The sequence below is a fragment of the Caballeronia sp. SL2Y3 genome, assembly GCF_022879575.1.
In the GTDB taxonomy this organism is placed as follows: Bacteria; Pseudomonadota; Gammaproteobacteria; order Burkholderiales; family Burkholderiaceae; genus Caballeronia.
Map to the genome: position 1 here is coordinate 31,487 of NZ_CP084262.1, position 16,476 is coordinate 47,962.

At 63.7% G+C, this 16,476-nt stretch carries 14 protein-coding genes; 10 read left to right on the forward strand and 4 right to left on the reverse strand.

Going from position 1 to position 16,476, the window contains the following annotated elements; translation table 11 throughout:
- Positions 1-160: 160 nt before the first annotated feature.
- Positions 161-1,357, forward strand: a complete 1,197-nt coding sequence (ampC, locus tag LDZ26_RS19160; RefSeq protein WP_244850840.1) for a class C beta-lactamase — start codon at positions 161-163, stop codon at positions 1,355-1,357.
- Here the strand turns inward: ampC and LDZ26_RS19165 are convergent.
- The gene (locus tag LDZ26_RS19165) at positions 1,294-2,292 is read right to left on the reverse strand and encodes a LysR substrate-binding domain-containing protein (RefSeq protein WP_244850841.1); all 999 of its coding nucleotides are present in this window, start codon (positions 2,290-2,292) and stop codon (positions 1,294-1,296) included. The two genes, ampC and LDZ26_RS19165, sit on opposite strands and share 64 nt — an antisense overlap.
- Before the next feature lie 119 nt (positions 2,293-2,411).
- On the opposite strand from LDZ26_RS19165, the gene LDZ26_RS19170 reads away from it, so the two are divergent.
- The 9 genes from LDZ26_RS19170 (at position 2,412) to LDZ26_RS19210 (ending at position 13,210) form a co-directional block, all read left to right on the forward strand.
- Positions 2,412-4,145, forward strand: a complete 1,734-nt coding sequence (locus LDZ26_RS19170) for an IlvD/Edd family dehydratase (RefSeq protein ID WP_244850842.1) — start codon at positions 2,412-2,414, stop codon at positions 4,143-4,145.
- A gap of 14 nt (positions 4,146-4,159) precedes the next feature.
- Positions 4,160-5,098 (forward strand): Gfo/Idh/MocA family protein, encoded by a 939-nt coding sequence (locus LDZ26_RS19175; protein ID WP_244850843.1) that lies wholly within the window; start codon positions 4,160-4,162, stop codon positions 5,096-5,098.
- 45 nt (positions 5,099-5,143) lie between these two features.
- On the forward strand, positions 5,144-6,148 hold the full coding sequence (locus LDZ26_RS19180) for an arabinose ABC transporter substrate-binding protein (RefSeq protein WP_244850844.1): 1,005 nt from the start codon (positions 5,144-5,146) through the stop codon (positions 6,146-6,148).
- A 6-nt stretch (positions 6,149-6,154) separates the two neighbouring features.
- A complete protein-coding gene (araG, locus tag LDZ26_RS19185; RefSeq protein ID WP_244850845.1) occupies positions 6,155-7,690 on the forward strand; it encodes an L-arabinose ABC transporter ATP-binding protein AraG in 1,536 nt (511 codons plus the stop codon).
- A 52-nt stretch (positions 7,691-7,742) separates the two neighbouring features.
- On the forward strand, positions 7,743-8,741 hold the full coding sequence (araH, locus tag LDZ26_RS19190) for an L-arabinose ABC transporter permease AraH (protein WP_244850846.1): 999 nt from the start codon (positions 7,743-7,745) through the stop codon (positions 8,739-8,741).
- 108 nt (positions 8,742-8,849) lie between these two features.
- Complete coding sequence (locus LDZ26_RS19195; protein WP_244851092.1) at positions 8,850-9,554, forward strand: DUF3348 domain-containing protein; 705 nt, start codon at positions 8,850-8,852, stop codon at positions 9,552-9,554.
- Between the two features lie 5 nt (positions 9,555-9,559).
- Positions 9,560-11,992, forward strand: a complete 2,433-nt coding sequence (locus tag LDZ26_RS19200; RefSeq protein ID WP_244850847.1) for a DUF802 domain-containing protein — start codon at positions 9,560-9,562, stop codon at positions 11,990-11,992.
- The gene (locus LDZ26_RS19205) at positions 11,989-12,636 is read left to right on the forward strand and encodes an OmpA family protein (RefSeq protein WP_175946010.1); all 648 of its coding nucleotides are present in this window, start codon (positions 11,989-11,991) and stop codon (positions 12,634-12,636) included. Before LDZ26_RS19200 ends, LDZ26_RS19205 begins: the two co-directional genes overlap by 4 nt.
- A gap of 4 nt (positions 12,637-12,640) precedes the next feature.
- On the forward strand, positions 12,641-13,210 hold the full coding sequence (locus LDZ26_RS19210; protein ID WP_244850848.1) for a DUF2894 domain-containing protein: 570 nt from the start codon (positions 12,641-12,643) through the stop codon (positions 13,208-13,210).
- On the opposite strand, the gene LDZ26_RS19215 is transcribed toward LDZ26_RS19210, so the two are convergent.
- Genes LDZ26_RS19215 through LDZ26_RS19225 form a run of 3 tightly spaced genes read right to left on the reverse strand, consistent with a single transcriptional unit; the run spans position 13,207 to position 16,417 of the window.
- On the reverse strand, positions 13,207-14,205 hold the full coding sequence (locus LDZ26_RS19215; protein WP_244850849.1) for a transketolase family protein: 999 nt from the start codon (positions 14,203-14,205) through the stop codon (positions 13,207-13,209). The two genes, LDZ26_RS19210 and LDZ26_RS19215, sit on opposite strands and share 4 nt — an antisense overlap.
- Positions 14,206-14,219: 14 nt before the next feature.
- Positions 14,220-15,056, reverse strand: a complete 837-nt coding sequence (locus tag LDZ26_RS19220) for a transketolase (protein ID WP_244850850.1) — start codon at positions 15,054-15,056, stop codon at positions 14,220-14,222.
- A gap of 32 nt (positions 15,057-15,088) precedes the next feature.
- Positions 15,089-16,417, reverse strand: a complete 1,329-nt coding sequence (locus LDZ26_RS19225; RefSeq protein WP_244850851.1) for an MFS transporter — start codon at positions 16,415-16,417, stop codon at positions 15,089-15,091.
- Positions 16,418-16,476 lie beyond the last annotated feature (59 nt).

Consider the following 16,476-nt stretch of genomic DNA (forward strand, 5'->3'; position numbering starts at 1 on the left):
ATCGCGCGTTGAGAGGAAAGGTGAGGACGCATTGCGTCTGCCAATAGTTTTCTTGACGGTGCGCCAAATTATCCTCGGTTGTGGCGGGCGCATAAAGCGCGGATAGTCTCGCCACGGCGGATGTAATATCGCCCCGCTACTTAAGCGAAGGACTCGAATAATGAAGCTGACAACGCTGCTCGCAGCGGCTCTTCTTTCCACCTGCCCGATATCCGTTTTCAGTCAGCCGGCAAGCCTCGGCCGTGATGACATCAAGCACATCGTCGATGAGACCATCATGCCGTTGATGACACGCGAGGGCATAGCGGGCATGGCGGTGGGCGTCGTCGTGGAGGTCAAGCCATATGTCTTCGATTACGGCCTAGCGTCGAAGCAAAGCCGCACGCCTGTCACGCGCGACACCTTGTTCGAACTCGGCTCGATCAGCAAGACGTTCACGGCGACGCTCGCATCGTATGCAGAGGGGACGGGGCATCTCTCGCTGAGCGATCCTGTCGGCAAGTACTTGCCCGAGTTGCGCGGCAGCGCGTTCGGCGACGACGTGACGCTGCTGAATCTCGGCACGCACACGCCGGGCGGCTTGCCCTTGCAAGTGCCCGACGAGATTCACGACAACGCGCAACTCATGCAGTACTTCAAGGCATGGAAACCGCGCTTCAAGCCGGGCACATACCGGACGTATGCGAATCCGGGCATAGGCGCGCTCGGCCTCATCACGGCCAGAAGCATGGGGCAGGATTTCGACACGCTCATCGAGCAACGCGTCTTTGCGAAGCTGGGCATGAGCAATAGTTATATGCAGGTGCCACCCGCTCGCATGCCCGACTATGCCGAAGGTTATGCCAAGGACGGCAAGCCCGTGCGCATGAATCCGGGCGTGCTTTCGTCCGAAGCGTACGGCGTGCGATCGACGGCTTACGACATGACGCGCTTCCTGCAAGCCAACATGAACGAAGCCGCTCATATCGATGCCACGCTGCAGCGCGCGATAACGGCCACGCATACGGCATATTTTCAGTCCGGGCCGATGACGCAAGACCTCGTCTGGGAACAGTATCCGTATCCCGCGACGCTGACCGCCTTGCTCGATGGCAACGGCCCCTCGATGATCGTCGATGGCCACGCCGCCGAGCGCATCGATCCGCCGCAAGCGCCGCGCGACGACGTCTGGATCAACAAGACCGGCTCGACCAACGGCTTCGGCGCGTACATTGCGTTCGTGCCGGCGAAGCATGTGGGCATCGTCATGCTGGGCAACAAGAACATACCGAACGCGGATCGCGTGCGAGCCGCCTATGCCATCGTGACCGCGCTGGCAGACGGAAAGACCAAACGCGAGCGCGATGCGCTCTCGTAGACGTCGGCGGCGGTGGCGCGCAAGGCATCGACCATCACGCTCGTGGCGGGTGCAAAGAGACGGTCGGCGCGGGTGACGATGCCGAAGTCGTCCATCTGACATTCCATCGGCAAGGGGAGCACCGCGGCCATGCCGTGCTGCGCATAGTAGAGCGCCACGTCTTCTGCGAGCACCGCGATCATGTCGCTCTGTTCCAAGAGGCGCGTGATGAAAAGAATCGCTGCGGTCTCGACCACGTTCGACGGCGGCGGCAGACTCGCGCGCTGGAACATCAATTCGAAGCGATGCCGCAAGACGCTGCCCGCCGGCGGCACGAGCCATTCGCACGGCTGCACGTCGGCGAGCGTCAACGCGGGCGCATTCAGCAATGGATGACCCGCACGCACGAGCGCGCGCACCGGTTCGCCCGTCAGCGGTTCGTAACGAAGCCGCAGCTTGTCGTGTTCGACTGAAAGCCTTCCGATGACGATATCCAGCTTGTCCTGCGCGAGGCGCTCCAGCAGCACGTTGCTGGTGTCGATCTCGACGGAGATGCGGATATCCGCGTGCTGCCGCTTGACCGAAGCGACAGCGGCCGGCAAGAGCCGCACGCCCGGCGACGTGATCGCGCCGATCGCCACATGCCCGAGCCGGCCGGTCTTCAACGCGACGAGTTCTTCCTGCGCCTGATCGAGGCTGCCCAGCACCGCGCGCGCGTGACGGACGATGGCTTCGCCGTACAGCGTGGCCCGCATGCCGCGCGGTTCGCGCTCGAAAAGCGTCACGCCGAGCGTTTCCTCCAGTTCACGCAAGAGCTTCGACGCGGCCGGTTGCGTCATATGAAGCACGGCCGCCGCGCGATGAATGTTGCCTTCCTCCACGAGCGCGACGACGAGCATCAACTGCCGCGTCTTGAGCCGGCTGCGGATGTACCAAGGGGTCGAATTCAGCAACATTTTTAGGGGTTTCTACGAATGCCGTTTCGGGTATCGGTGGCGTCGAACAATTCATTAGTAGATTATCACGCGCCCTCATAGACTTCGCGGCAATCGCGTTATGAACCAGGACGAAACACATGTCGGCATCGAAGCCCAAGCTGCGCTCCCAAGAATGGTTCGGCACCGCCGACAAGAACGGCTTCATGTACCGAAGCTGGATGAAGAATCAAGGGATTCCCGATCACGAGTTCGACGGCAGGCCGGTCATCGGCATCTGCAATACATGGTCCGAGCTCACGCCGTGCAATGCGCATTTCCGCAAGATCGCCGAACACGTGAAGCGCGGCGTGTACGAGGCGGGCGGCTTTCCCGTGGAATTCCCCGTGTTTTCCAATGGCGAATCGAATCTGCGCCCGACCGCGATGCTCACGCGCAACCTCGCGGCGATGGACGTGGAAGAAGCCATTCGCGGCAATCCCATCGATGCGGTCGTGCTGCTCACCGGCTGCGACAAGACCACGCCCGCGCTTCTGATGGGCGCGGCGAGTTGCGACGTGCCCGCTATCGTCGTCACCGGCGGGCCGATGCTGAACGGCAAGCTCAATGGCAAGGACATCGGCTCGGGCACGGCCGTGTGGCAACTGCACGAATCGCTGAAGGCGGGCGAGATCGACCTGCATCAGTTCCTGTCGGCGGAAGGCGGCATGTCGCGTTCGGCGGGTACCTGCAACACGATGGGCACCGCCTCGACGATGGCTTGCATGGCCGAGGCGCTCGGCACCTCGCTGCCGCACAACGCGGCGATCCCGGCCGTCGATGCGCGCCGCTACGTGCTCGCGCATATGTCGGGCATTCGCATCGTGGAGATGGCGCTCGAAGGCCTCACGTTGTCGAAGATCCTGACGCGCGAAGCATTCGAGAACGCGATCCGCACCAACGCGGCTATCGGCGGTTCGACGAACGCGGTCATTCACCTGAAGGCGATTGCGGGCCGTATCGGCGTGCCGCTCGAACTGGAAGACTGGACGCGCATCGGTCGCGACACGCCGACCATCGTGGACCTGATGCCCTCGGGCCGCTTCCTGATGGAAGAGTTCTATTACGCGGGCGGCGTGCCTGCCGTACTGAGGCGTCTGGGCGAAGCGAACCTGTTGCCGCATCCCGACGCATTGACGGTGAACGGCAAATCGCTTTGGGAGAACGTGAAGAACGCGCCCAATACGAACGATGAAGTGATCCGCGAACTGAGCAATCCGCTCATTCAGGACGGCGGCATTCGCGTGTTGCGCGGCAATCTCGCGCCGCGCGGCGCGGTGCTGAAGCCTTCCGCAGCAACGCCCGAGTTGCTCAAGCACCGCGGACGTGCGGTCGTGTTCGAGAACCTCGAACACTATAAGGAACGCATCGTCGATGAATCGCTCGATGTCGACAAGGACTGCGTGCTCGTGATGAAGAACTGCGGCCCGAAGGGTTATCCCGGCATGGCCGAAGTGGGCAACATGGGCCTGCCGCCCAAGCTCTTGCGTCAGGGCGTGAAGGACATGGTCCGCATTTCCGATGCGCGCATGAGCGGCACCGCGTACGGCACGGTGGTGCTGCACGTCGCGCCGGAAGCGGCGGCCGGTGGCCCGCTTGCCGCCGTGCGCGACGGCGACTGGATCGAACTCGATTGCGATGCGGGCACGCTGCATCTCGACATCAGCGACGAAGAGCTGGCGAGCCGCATGAGCGGTCACGTGCCGCCGCGCGTGCATGGCGATGGAGGTTATCAGCGCCTCTACGTCGATCACGTCCTTCAGGCAGACGAAGGTTGCGACCTGGACTTCCTCGTCGGCAAGCGCGGCGCAGCGGTGCCTCGTCACTCGCACTGACCACGAGGATACGCATGACATCGGCATATAAGCTCGCCGTCGCGGGTATCGGCAAGATCGCGCGCGACCAGCATTTTCCCGCCATTGCCGCGCAGCCCGGCTTCGAACTGGTCGCGTGCGCGAGCCGCAACGCGAGCGTCGACGGCGTGCGCAATTACGCGGACCTCGACGCCTTGCTCGCCGCCGAGCCGTCGCTCGATGCGGTGTCGCTCTGTGCGCCGCCGCAAGTGCGCTTTGCGCAGGCACGCGCCGCGCTCGAAGCGGGCAAGCATGTGATGCTCGAAAAGCCGCCGGGCGCGAGCGTGAGCGAAGTCGAGGCATTGCGGGACATCGCGCAAACGCATGGCCGCACGCTCTTCGCAAGCTGGCATTCGCGCGCCGCGAGCGCCGTGGAGCCGGCGCGTGCGTGGCTTGCGTCGAAGGAAGCGGGCGCAGTGCGCGCAGTCGAAATACGCTGGAAAGAAGACGTGCGACGCTGGCATCCGGGCCAGCAATGGATCTGGGAGCCGGGCGGCCTCGGCGTGTTCGATCCGGGCATCAACGCGCTTTCCATCGTCACGCGCATCCTGCCGCGCGAGATCGCATTGCGCGCGGCGACGCTCACCATTCCGCGCGATACCGCAACGCCCATCGCCGCCGAGCTCGATTGCATCGATACGAACGGTGCGCCGGTGCGCGCGTCGTTCGACTGGCGTCATGGCCCGGTCGAGGAGTGGGACATCGACGTCGATACGGACGGCGGCCGCCTGTCGATCCGCGAGGGCGGCAAGCGCCTGTCGATTGCCGGCGAAGCCGTTTCGCTCGGACTGGAGCGCGAGTATCCGGCGCTTTACGAGCGATTCCGCGAACTGATCGAGCGGGGCGAGAGCGACGTGGACGTGCGTCCGCTCAGACTCGTCGCGGACGCATTTCTGTTAGGCAAGCACGTAGAGACCGAGCCATTCGGCCGCTAAATCAAACGACATTCACCAACAAAAGCCAGACCAAGGAGACACGTCATGAACCAACAAATTCGCCGCCTGACTTTGCGCGCCATCATGGCCGCGATGTGCGTCGCGCCTTTCGCGCTTCACGGCGCGGCGCAAGCCGACGAGCCGCTCAAGATCGGCTTCCTCGTGAAGATGCCGGAGCAGGCATGGTTCATCAACGAGCAGAAGGCATCCACCGCGCTCGGGCAGAAAGAGAACTTTACGTCGGTGAACATCGGCACGCCGGATGGCGAGAAAGTGCTCGCCGCCATCGACAACCTCGGCGCGCAAGGCGCGCAGGGCTTCGTGATCTGCGCGCCGGACGTGCGCCTGGGACCGGCTATCGCCGCGCGCGCGAAGCGCTACAACATGAAGTTCGTTTCGGTCGATGACCAGCTCGTCGATTCGTCGGGCAAGCCGTTGTCCAACGTGCCGCATCTCGGCATGTCGGCGTTCAAGATCGGCAATCAGGTCGGCGACGCCATTGCCGGCGAAATGAAGCGCCGCGGCTGGAAGCCGGAAGAAGTCGGAGCGCTGCGTATTACGGACTACGAACTTCCTACCGCGAAGCTGCGCACCGATGGCGCCACGCAGTCGCTCATCGCAGGCGGCTTCAAGAAGGAAAACATTTTCGACGCGCCGCAGAAGACCACGGACGATGAAGGCGGCTTCAACGCGGCGTCGCCCGTGCTCGCGCAGCATCCGAACATCAAGAAGTGGGTGATCTTCGCGCTGAACGAAGAGTCGGTGCTGGGCGGCGTGCGCGCCACGGAACAGCTGCACATTCCTTCGGCGGATGTGATCGGCGTCGGCATCAACGGTGCGGGGGAAGCCTTCGCCGAGTTCCAGAAGAAGGAACAAACCGGCTTCTTCGGCACCATTGCAGTGAGCTCCACCAACCACGGCAAGCAAAGCGCGCAAAATCTCGCCGACTGGATTCGCAGCGGCAAGCAGCCGCCCGCCGACACGCAAACCACGGGCAAGCTGATGACGCGTGAGAACTGGAAGTCCGTGCGTAGCGAACTCGGTATCTAAGCACGCATGGCTACGACGACGGACGACGTGACCCTCGCCCCGGCGCACGGCGAGCGCGGCGCATACCTGGAACTCGACGGCATTACCGTGAGCTTCCCGGGCGTGCGCGCGCTCGACGGCGTGTCGCTGTCGGTGCGCGCGGGCGAAGTGCACGGCTTGATGGGCGAGAACGGCGCGGGCAAGTCAACCTTGCTTAAGGTGCTTTCGGGCGTCAACAGGCCGCAAGCGGGAACGCTCAAGCTCAATGGCGCGGAACACCGCTTTACGACGACACGCGAGGCGATTGCAGCGGGCATCGCGATCATCTATCAGGAACTGCACCTCGTGCCGGAACTGACGGTGGCCGAGAACCTGATGCTCGGGCAATTGCCGAACCGCGCGGGCGTGCTCGACGAACGCGCGCTCGTCAAGCGCGCGATGGCCGAACTGGAACGACTCGGCGAACGGATCGATCCGCGCACGCCGGTGAAGAACCTCTCCATCGGCCAGCGGCAGATGATCGAGATCGGCAAGGCGTTGATGCGCGACGCGCGCGTCATCGCGTTCGATGAGCCGACGAGCTCGCTCTCCGCGCGCGAGACGAAGCAACTGTTCCGCATCATCGACGCGCTGCGCGCCGACGGCCGCGCGATCATCTACGTCACGCATCGCATGGACGAAGTCTATGAACTGTGCGACCGCGTGACTGTGTTCCGCGATGGCCGGCGCATCGAGACCTTCGATTCCGTCGCGGGCCTTTCGCGCGACCGGCTGATCGCGTGCATGGTCGGCCGTTCGATCGCGGATGTCTATGGCTATCGCTCGCGCGAAGCCGGCGACGTGATGATCGAGGCGAAAGGGCTGCTCGGGCCGGGCCTTTCCGAGCCCGTGTCGTTCAGCGCGCGGCGCGGCGAGATTCTCGGCTTCTTCGGTCTCGTGGGCGCGGGGCGTTCCGAACTGATGAAACTGCTTTACGGCGCGACGAAAGCGAGCGAAGGCCATGTCGAACTGAAGGGCAAGCGCGTGGCGTTTTCCAGTCCGCGCGATGCGGTTCGCGCGGGCATTGCGCTGTGCCCCGAAGACCGCAAGCAGGAAGGCATCGTCGCGATTGCATCCGTCGCGGACAACCTCAACATCAGCGCGCGCCGTCATTTCAGCCCTGCGCGCTTTCTGCTGGATGCGCGCCGCGAGCGCGCGCTCGCGCAGGAATACATCGCGAAGCTCGCGATTAAGACGCGCAGCGGCGAAACCGCTATCGGCACGCTGTCGGGCGGCAATCAGCAGAAGGTGATTCTCTCGCGCTGGCTCGCGGAACGCATCGACGTGTTCCTGATGGACGAGCCCACGCGCGGCATCGACGTCGGCGCGCGCGCCGAGATCTATAACCTTCTGTATGAGCTTGCCGAAGCGGGACGCACGGTGATTCTCGTGTCGAGCGATCTGGCCGAAGTGATCGGCGTGTCGGATCGCATCATCGTGATGAAAGAAGGACGCATTGCCGGCGCGCTGCCGAAGTCGCAGGCGACGCCGGACGAACTGATCAAGCTCGCATTGCCCCGCTGACTGCTGACCCCAGCGGCGGCCCCGGAAAGACGAAACGAATTAGAGCCAAGCCATGCAAACTCCAGGCACTTCCTCCCCGAGCGATGCTCAAGCGCCCATTGCGCCCTCGCAGGCGCGCATGTGGGACCTCATCAACAAGTCGGGCATCGTCGTGGTGTTCCTGGTGCTGTTCGCGGTGCTCTCCGTCACGGTGCCGGGCTTTCTCACGCCCCGCAATATTCAGGGGCTGCTGCTCTCTGTGACGCTGATCGGCTCCATCGCGGTCACGATGATGTTCGTGCTCGCGCTCGGCGAAGTCGATCTCTCGGTGGCATCCATCGTCGCGTTCGCGGGTGTGATGGCATCGACCGTCATCACCGCGACGCATAGCGTCATGCTCGGCATCACGGCGGGCATTCTTGCGGGCGGCGCGGTCGGACTGGTGAACGGCGTGCTGATCGCGCGCTTCAAGATCAATTCGCTGATCGCGACGCTCGCGATGATGGAAGCGGTGCGCGGTCTCGCGTTCCTCACCTCCAACGGCGACGCCGTGATGATCTCCGAAGAGCGGTTCTTCGATCTCGGCGGCGGTTCGTTCCTCGGCATCTCGTATCCGATCTGGAGCAACATCATCGGCTTCGTCGTATTCGGCTTCCTGCTGAAGAAGACGGTGTTCGGCAAGAACGTGCTGGCCGTCGGCGGCAATAGCGAGGCGGCCGTGCTCGCGGGCCTGCCGGTCACGCGCATCAAGATCACCGTGTTCGTGCTGCAAGGGCTCGTGACCGGCTTCGCAGGCGTCATGCTCGCATCGCGCATGAGTCTCGGCGACCCGAAGACATCGGTCGGGCTCGAACTCGGCGTGATTTCCGCGTGCGTGCTGGGCGGCGTGTCGCTGACGGGCGGCGTCGCGACGATCTCGGGCGTGCTCGTCGGCGTGCTCATCATGGGCGCGGTGCAGGACGCAATGAGCCTGCTCAACGTCCCGACGTTCTATCAATACCTGATTCGCGGCGGCATTCTGTTGCTCGCCGTGCTGTTCGACCAGTTCAGGCGCAGCAAGCGCGCGGTCTGAACGATACGGGCTGCGGGCGTCGAGAATCCGCAAAGAATGACAAAAACGCCTCGAAACTAGGCAGACGCCCGTCACCGTGTAAACTAACGGGTTTTTGCCTGCGGTGTTATCGTGCAAGCCCCCACGCGCACGGCGATCAGCGGGCCGGCGCTCGTGCGCCTGCTCGCGCGTTTCGCCGATCTCGATGTTCACGCACCCGGTTCCTCGCTGTCGGACCGTCTGAGCCAGTGGCTCGGCTGGACCGACGCGATCGCGCTGTCCACCGCGCTCGGCGGCGATCCGCCGGCCATTCCCGGCGTGCGATCCGCATTCGACGGCGAAGAACAAGCCTGCGCGCGCGTGCGTGCGTCGCTGACGAGCGCCATCGTCGGCGACAAGGGTAACGCTCCGGGCGCTCACCGGCGACGCGCGCCGGTGCAGGCACCGCCTCCTGACCTGGCCGTGGAGTACGCCGTCTATCGACAGCGGTATCTGTCGCTGCAACAGGCGATGGAAGCCGAGATCGGCTCGCTGCGCGCCCGCGTGCGCGCGACGCTCGCGGCGAAGTCGACGCGCATGGCGCGTCTTGCCGTCGTCGATGCCGTGATGGAACAGGCGCTCGCCGCACGCGAACGCACGCTCTTGGCGCAAGCGCCGGCGCTCCTCGGCAAGCATTTCCAGCGCATGCGCAGCGCGCATCAGGCGTCTTCCGACGACGCATCCGCATGGCTCGGCGTCTTCGAACAGGACATGCAAAGCGTCCTGCGCGCCGAACTGCACGTACGTTTCCAACCGGTCGATGGTTTGCTCGCGGCATGTCAAACCGCTCACTGAACGCTATGCCCCGTTACCTTCTGAATGTAGCTGTCTTTCTCGTGGGCCTCCTGGCCGTCTGCGGTATAGCCATTGGTTATATCGGCTCGAATGCGCTCGCGCTCGTGGTCACGCTCGTGATCGGCGCGTGCTATCTCGCGGGCGCGTCGGAGTTGCAGCGCTATCAGCAAACGACGCGCGAACTGGCCACGGCAGTCGGCGCATTGAACGCAACGCCTTCGAGCCTTGCGTCGTGGCTCGAACACGTGCCCGCGAGTCTGTGCAATGCGGTGCGTTCGCGCGTCGAAGGCGAACGCACGGCGTTGCCCGGTCCCGCGCTCGCGCCGTATCTCGCGGGCTTGCTTGTCTTGCTCGGCATGTTGGGCACGCTGCTCGGCATGGTCGCGACGCTGCGTGGCACAGGCGCCGCGCTCGAAAGCTCGACCGATCTCGCGGCTATCCGCGCATCGCTGGCCGCGCCGGTGACGGGCCTCGGCTTCGCGTTCGGCACGTCGATAGCAGGCGTCGCGACCTCCGCGATGCTCGGCTTGCTCTCCACGCTATGCCGTCGCGAACGCCTGCACGTCGCGCAACTGCTCGACATGAAGACCGCGACGACGTTGCGGCCTTTCACGCAGACGCATCAGCGCGAAGAGACGTTCCGCTTGCTTCAACGTCAGACCGAGATCATGCCGAAGCTCGTCGATCGTCTTCACGCGATGATGAGCGCCATCGAACAGCAGAGCGTGGCCGCGAACGAGCGGCAGTTGGCGAATCAGGCCGCGTTTCATGCGAATACGGAGACGGCGTACCGGCGTCTTGCGACCTCGGTGGAACTGTCGTTGAAGCAAAGCGTGGCCGACAGCGCGCGCGCGGCGAGCGCCGCATTGCAGCCCGTGATGCAGGCGACGATGGACGGCATCGCACGCGAAACGAAGGCGTTGCACGGCAGTATCGAAGAGGCTGTGGGGCGACAACTCGATGGCTTGTCGAACGGCTTCGAGGCTTCCGCGCAGAAGATCGCCGGCATCTGGGATCGCTCGCTGCAAGGGCATCAGGCGTCGAACGAGGCGCTCGTCGACAAGATGAATGCGTCGCTGGAACGCTTCGCGCAAGGCTTCGAAGAACGGTCTTCGACGCTGATCGAAGACGTGTCGTCGCGCATGAAGCAGACAGCGGACGGACTCGACGCAACGCTTGTCAAACATGAAGAAGCGAGCGCGGCGCTCGTCACGCAGACGGGTGCTTCGCTGGATCGTTTCGCGCAAGCCGTGGACGAGCGCTCGCAGAATCTGGCCGCCGGCATGGCGACGCACATCAACGGTGTAACGACCGAATTGCATGCTTGCGTCGAGAAGATCGCCGCCGCTTTGAACGAGTCGGTCGTGAAGCACGAGCAGACGAGCGCGGCGCTCGCCACGCAGACAGGCGTTTCGCTCGATGGCTTCGCGAGCCGTTTCGAGGCACGCGCGAGCGACTTGCTCGCAGGGATCTCGTCGCGGCTCGAAAGCACATCGGCTGGCATCTCGGACGCCTGGCGCAGCGCGCTTGCCGCGCAACAGCAGGCGGGCGAGCAACTCGCCGCGCAGCATCGGGGCGCATTGAACGAGGCGACTGAACGCTTCGAAGCCCACTCGGCATCGCTCCTGAAGTCGGTCGATGAAGCCCATGCGAAGCTCGCCGCAGAACTCGCATCGAACAACGATGCTCGCCTGAACGCGTGGACCGAAGCCCTCGGCGCGGTATCCGTGACCTTGCGCGACGAATGGCAGCAGACGAGCACGTTCGTCGAGCGCCGTCAGCAGGAAATCTGCGACACGCTCGCGCGCACGGCGAGCGAGATGTCGGACGCGTCGCGCTCGCATGCGAACGGTCTCATCGCTGAAATCGAAAAGCTCATGCAGGCTGCATCGCAAGCGCCCAAGGCCGCGGCTGAAGTGGTCGCGGAAATGCGGCAGATGCTCTCCGATTCGATGGTGCGCGACACCGCCATGCTGGAGGAGCGCAGCCGCCTGCTCGCCACGCTGCACACGCTTCTCGATGCCGTGAATCTCGCGTCAACCGAGCAACGCACGGCCGTCGATGCGCTCATCTCCACGTCGGCGGATCTGCTCGCGCGCGCAGGCACGCAATTCAGCGACAAGATCGAAAGCGAAGGCGCGAAGATCAGCGCGGTGGCCGCGCAAGTTACCGGCAGTGCCGCCGAAGTGGCGAGCCTCGGCGAAGCGTTGGGCGCGGCCGTCGAGTCCTTCGGCGCGGCGAACGAGACGCTCGTCACGCATTTGCAGCGCATCGAAACGGCGCTCGACAAGACGCTCTCGCGCAGCGACGAGCAGCTTGCTTATTACGTCGCGCAGGCGCGCGAAGTCATCGACCTGAGCGTGATGTCGCAGAAGCAGATCGTCGAAGACCTGCAACGCATTGCCGGACAGCGTGAGTTGGACGGAGCGCGCGCATGAACGAAGAACTCGATGGCGGCATCGAGAGCGCCGCGCCCATCTGGGCCGCTTTCGCGGACCTGATGTCGGTGCTTCTCGGCGCGTTCGTGCTGATACTCGTCGCAGTCATCGGCGTGCAGTTGCAGCTTTCGACGAAGCTCGAACAGGCCGTAAAGGAACGGCAACAGGAAGCGCAGCGGCGCAAGACGCTGGAACAGGCGCTCGCCGGACCGCTCGCGTCCGGGCGCGTGACGCTCGTGAACGGGCGCATCGGGATCAGCGGGAACGTGTTGTTCGCGCTCAATTCGGACCAGCTGCAACCGCAGGGGCGTGATGTGCTCAAGAGCCTCGCTGGCCCGCTGTCCGCGTATCTCGGCACGCACGATCAAGTCTTGATGGTGAGCGGTTTCGCCGACGACCAGCAGGTTCGCGAAGGCAATCGCCGGTTCGCGGATAACTGGGAGCTGTCGGCCAAGCGCGCGCTGACCGTGACGCGCGCTTTGATCGATGCAGGCGTTGCGCCGTCATCGGTATTCGCGGCGGCCTTCGGCTCGGAGCAGCCCGTCAGTTCCAATGCCGACGATGAAGGCCGCGCGAAGAACCGCCGCGTCGAGATATCCGCTGTGCCGCGTCCGACGAACTCGCTGGTGAAGCCTCGTGGATGACGGCATGAATGCCCGCGCGATGCTCGACGCATGGCGCGCGCGCGGCGAGCATCGCATCAATCCCGTGCGTTATCGCTTCATCGAGGCGCTGGCGCGGCGGGCCACGACGCATGAAGGCGAGGCGAGACGCATCATCGACGCGCGCCTGTCATCGCTCTTGAACGACTACGCGGATACGGTCGCGCAGTCAGTCGCCCGCCAAGCCGTTGCAGCGCATGCGCCGAAAGGACCGCTTGCCGTGTTGCTCGACGACATGGCGCGGCACGCGGCCACGCATCCGTCGCATGAAGAACTGCTGGAGTATTTGCGGGGCGTCTGGTCGAAAGTCAGCGCCGAGCGGCAGTTGCGGGAGTCGCAGCAGAAGGTGCCGAAGAACGCCGGTCCGCTCAATTCAAGCAGCCTCGTGCATCGTTCGCTTGCATTGATGCGTGAGGCTTCGCCGGAATACTTGCAGCATTTCCTCGCGTACGTCGACACGCTTTCATGGATGGAAGAGATGACAGGCGCGAACGCGCCTGCCGGAAAAGAAGCGCCGCGCGCGAGAAAGCCTGCGCGCGGCCGCAGTGCGCCCTAGCCGAGCCAGCCCTTGATGGTGCTCGCCATCACGTTCGTGGAGATGCCGTAGCGGTCGTGAAGGGTAGGCAAGGCGCCCGCATCGAGGAACGCATCGGGCAGCGCGATTTGCCGGAATGCAGGCGTCACGCCGGCGCTCAGCAGTGCGCACGCCACCGCTTCGCCCAGACCGCCGATCACCGTATGATTCTCCGCGACCACGACAAGCCGGCCCGAGCGCCGCGCTTCGCGAATGATCGTTTCGGTGTCGAGCGGCTTGATCGTCGGCACATGAAGAACGGCCACGTCGACGTTATCCGCTTCCAGCGCCTTCGCGGTTTCGAGCGCGCGCATCGTTAGTATCCCTGATGAAATGACGAGTACGTCGGAGCCGTCGCGCAGCATCTTCGCCTTGCCGAGTTCGAAGCGATAGCCATATTCGTCGAGCACGGCGGGCACGTTGCCGCGCAAGAGGCGAGCATAGACCGGCCCCTTGTGTGCGGCGATGGCCGGCACCATCTGCTCGATGTCGAGCGCATCGCACGGGTCGATAACGGTCATGTTCGGCATCGCGCGCATCAACGCGAGATCTTCGGCTGCCTGATGGCTCGGGCCGTAGCCCGTTGTGAGACCGGGCAGCGCGGCGACGATCTTCACGTCGAGGTTGTCTTCCGCGATCGTCTGGTGAATGAAGTCATACGCGCGGCGCGTCGCAAAGACCGCATACGTCGTGACAAACGGCTGCGCGCCTTCATGTGCGAAGCCGGCGGCCGCGCCCATCAACAACTGCTCGGCCATGCCCATCTGGTAGTAACGCTCCGGGAATTCCTTGCCGAAGATATGCAGGTCGGTGTACTTGCCGAGATCGGCCGTCATGCCGATCACGTTCGGCTTCGAGCGCGCCAGTTCGGCGAGCGCATGGCCGAACGGCGCGGAACGTGTGACTTGTCCCTCGCTTGCGATCGAGGCGATCATCGCGGAGGTCTTCAAACGCGGCTTCTTTTCGATGGTGCTCATGCTGTTCTCCTGGCTTACCGGCTCGATTCGAGTGCTTCCAGCGCGAGTTGCCACTCGTGCGCATCGACTCGGATGAAGTGATTCTTCTCGCGCTGTTCGAGGAACGGCACGCCGCAGCCCATCTTCGTATCGCATACGATGATGCGCGGCTTCGCTTCGTTCAGATTGCGCGCGTTGTCGAAGGCTTCCTTCACGGCGTCGATATCGTTGCCGTTCACGCGCTGCACGTACCAGCCGAACGCTTCGAGCTTCGGCACGAGCGGTTCGAACGCCATGATCTGCGTCGACGGGCCATCGGCTTGCTGATTGTTCACGTCGATCATCGCGATCAGGTTGTCGAGCTTCCAGTGCGCGGCGGACATCAAGCCTTCCCAGATCGCGCCTTCGTCGAGCTCGCCATCGGAGAAGAGCGTATAGACGAAAGACTTCGAGTTCTTGCGCTTGAGTCCGAGACAGCGGCCCACTGCAATAGTCAGACCCTGGCCGAGCGAGCCGCCCGACATTTCCATGCCCGGCGTATAGCTCGCCATGCCGGACATCGGCAGACGGCTGTCGTCGCTGCCATACGTTTCGAGTTCTTCTTGCGGCAGGATGCCGGCTTCGAAGAGGGCTGCGTACAGCGCAATCGCGTAGTGACCGTTCGACAGCAGGAAGCGGTCGCGCTCTTCCCATTCCGGATCTTCGGGGCGGTAGTTCATCGCGCCGAAGTAACTCACGGCCAATACATCGGCGATATCCAGCGCCTGACCGATATAGCCCTGGCCCTGCACTTCGCCCATCAAAAGGGCGTTGCGGCGAATGCGATAGGCGCGCTCGGCGAGCGTCACCTCCTCGATAACGGGACTGCTCATGTTCGTCTCCTTGAAATGATAGATAGGAATGCTTATCGATTCACCGTCTTCGCAGGCACGAGGAAAACCAGCGCCGCGCCGACGACGACCGCAGCCGAGATAAAGATCAGGCCAGCCGTGGACTTGCCCGTGAGATCGTTGAGCCAGCCGACGATGGCGGGCGAGAAGAAGCCCGCGAGATTGGCGAAGCAGTTGACCGCCGCGATGCCCGCCGCCGCCGACATTCCGCCGAGCACGGCAGTAGGCAGCGACCAGAACTGCGACGACGAAGCGAGAATGCCCGCAGCGGCGACGCTCACACAGACGATCGACGCGCCCACGCTGCCGAGCATCGGCAAGGTGGCGAAGCCGGCGGCGGCGACAAGCATCGGAATCGCGAGATGCAGACGGCGTTCGCGGTGCTTGTCGGCACTCGCCCCGATCAGCGGCAGCGCGACGATGGCGCACAGATACGGGATCGCGGTGAAGATGCCGACCCACAGCGGGTCCGCCACGCCAGCGCGACGCACGATAGTCGGCAGCCAGAACGTGAGGCCATACTGACCCAGCACGACGCAGAAGTAGATCGCGGCCATGAGCCACAGACGCCGGTCGCCGATGAACGAGCGGATCGACACGTGTTCCAGCTTTTGCGCGTTGTCCTTCTCGACATTGCGGGCGAGGAGCGTTTTTTCCGCATCCGTGAGCCACTTCGCGCTGGCAATGCCATTGTCGAGATAGAAGAGAATCACGACGCCGAGCACGAGCGATGGCAACGCTTCAAGGATGAAGAGCCACTTCCATCCCGCGAGCCCGTGCGCGCCTTGCAGCGCATGCATGATGTAACCGGAAAGCGGCCCGCCGATGATGCCCGCGAGCGGGATCGCCATGAAGAACAGCGACAATGCTTTCGCTCGGCGCGCGGCGGGGAACCAGTAAGTCAGATACAGAATGACGCCCGGTGCAAAGCCTGCCTCGGCCACGCCGAGTAGAAAGCGCAGGACATAGAACAGGGTCGGCGACTTCACGAACACGAAGCTCGCCGAGATCACGGCCCACGTCAGCATGATGCGGGCGAGCCAGTTGCGCGCGCCCACCCTGTGCAGTATCACGTTGCTCGGCACTTCGAAAAGAAAATAGCCGAGAAAGAAAATGCCTGCGCCGACGCCATAGATGGTTTCGGAAAAGCGCAAGTCATTGAGCATTTGCAGCTTCGCAAAGCCGACGTTGACGCGATCCAGATACGCGCCGAGATAGCACAGCATCAGGAACGGTATGAGACGGCGTCCGACCTTCGCATACGTCTTTGCTTCGAAAGTGGCGGTGTCGGCCGACGACGAGATATCCGCTGCGAGCGGCGGCGCGGTAAAGCGAGGTTTCATGTTTGTCTCCTGCCATGACTCGTTACGCCCCGGTTAGTCCGGGTGCGTTGAATGCGCCC

Coding starts and splice junctions, on each gene's coding strand:
- araH (WP_244850846.1), top strand. CDS start 7,743: ATGCAAACTCCAGGCACTTCCTCCCCGAGCGATGCTCAAGCGCCCATT.
- LDZ26_RS19215 (WP_244850849.1), bottom strand. CDS start 14,205: ATGAGCACCATCGAAAAGAAGCCGCGTTTGAAGACCTCCGCGATGATC.
- LDZ26_RS19225 (WP_244850851.1), bottom strand. CDS start 16,417: ATGAAACCTCGCTTTACCGCGCCGCCGCTCGCAGCGGATATCTCGTCG.
- LDZ26_RS19210 (WP_244850848.1), top strand. CDS start 12,641: ATGAATGCCCGCGCGATGCTCGACGCATGGCGCGCGCGCGGCGAGCAT.
- araG (WP_244850845.1), top strand. CDS start 6,155: ATGGCTACGACGACGGACGACGTGACCCTCGCCCCGGCGCACGGCGAG.
- LDZ26_RS19170 (WP_244850842.1), top strand. CDS start 2,412: ATGTCGGCATCGAAGCCCAAGCTGCGCTCCCAAGAATGGTTCGGCACC.
- ampC (WP_244850840.1), top strand. CDS start 161: ATGAAGCTGACAACGCTGCTCGCAGCGGCTCTTCTTTCCACCTGCCCG.
- LDZ26_RS19220 (WP_244850850.1), bottom strand. CDS start 15,056: ATGAGCAGTCCCGTTATCGAGGAGGTGACGCTCGCCGAGCGCGCCTAT.
- LDZ26_RS19200 (WP_244850847.1), top strand. CDS start 9,560: ATGCCCCGTTACCTTCTGAATGTAGCTGTCTTTCTCGTGGGCCTCCTG.
- LDZ26_RS19205 (WP_175946010.1), top strand. CDS start 11,989: ATGAACGAAGAACTCGATGGCGGCATCGAGAGCGCCGCGCCCATCTGG.
- LDZ26_RS19180 (WP_244850844.1), top strand. CDS start 5,144: ATGAACCAACAAATTCGCCGCCTGACTTTGCGCGCCATCATGGCCGCG.
- LDZ26_RS19165 (WP_244850841.1), bottom strand. CDS start 2,292: ATGTTGCTGAATTCGACCCCTTGGTACATCCGCAGCCGGCTCAAGACG.
- LDZ26_RS19175 (WP_244850843.1), top strand. CDS start 4,160: ATGACATCGGCATATAAGCTCGCCGTCGCGGGTATCGGCAAGATCGCG.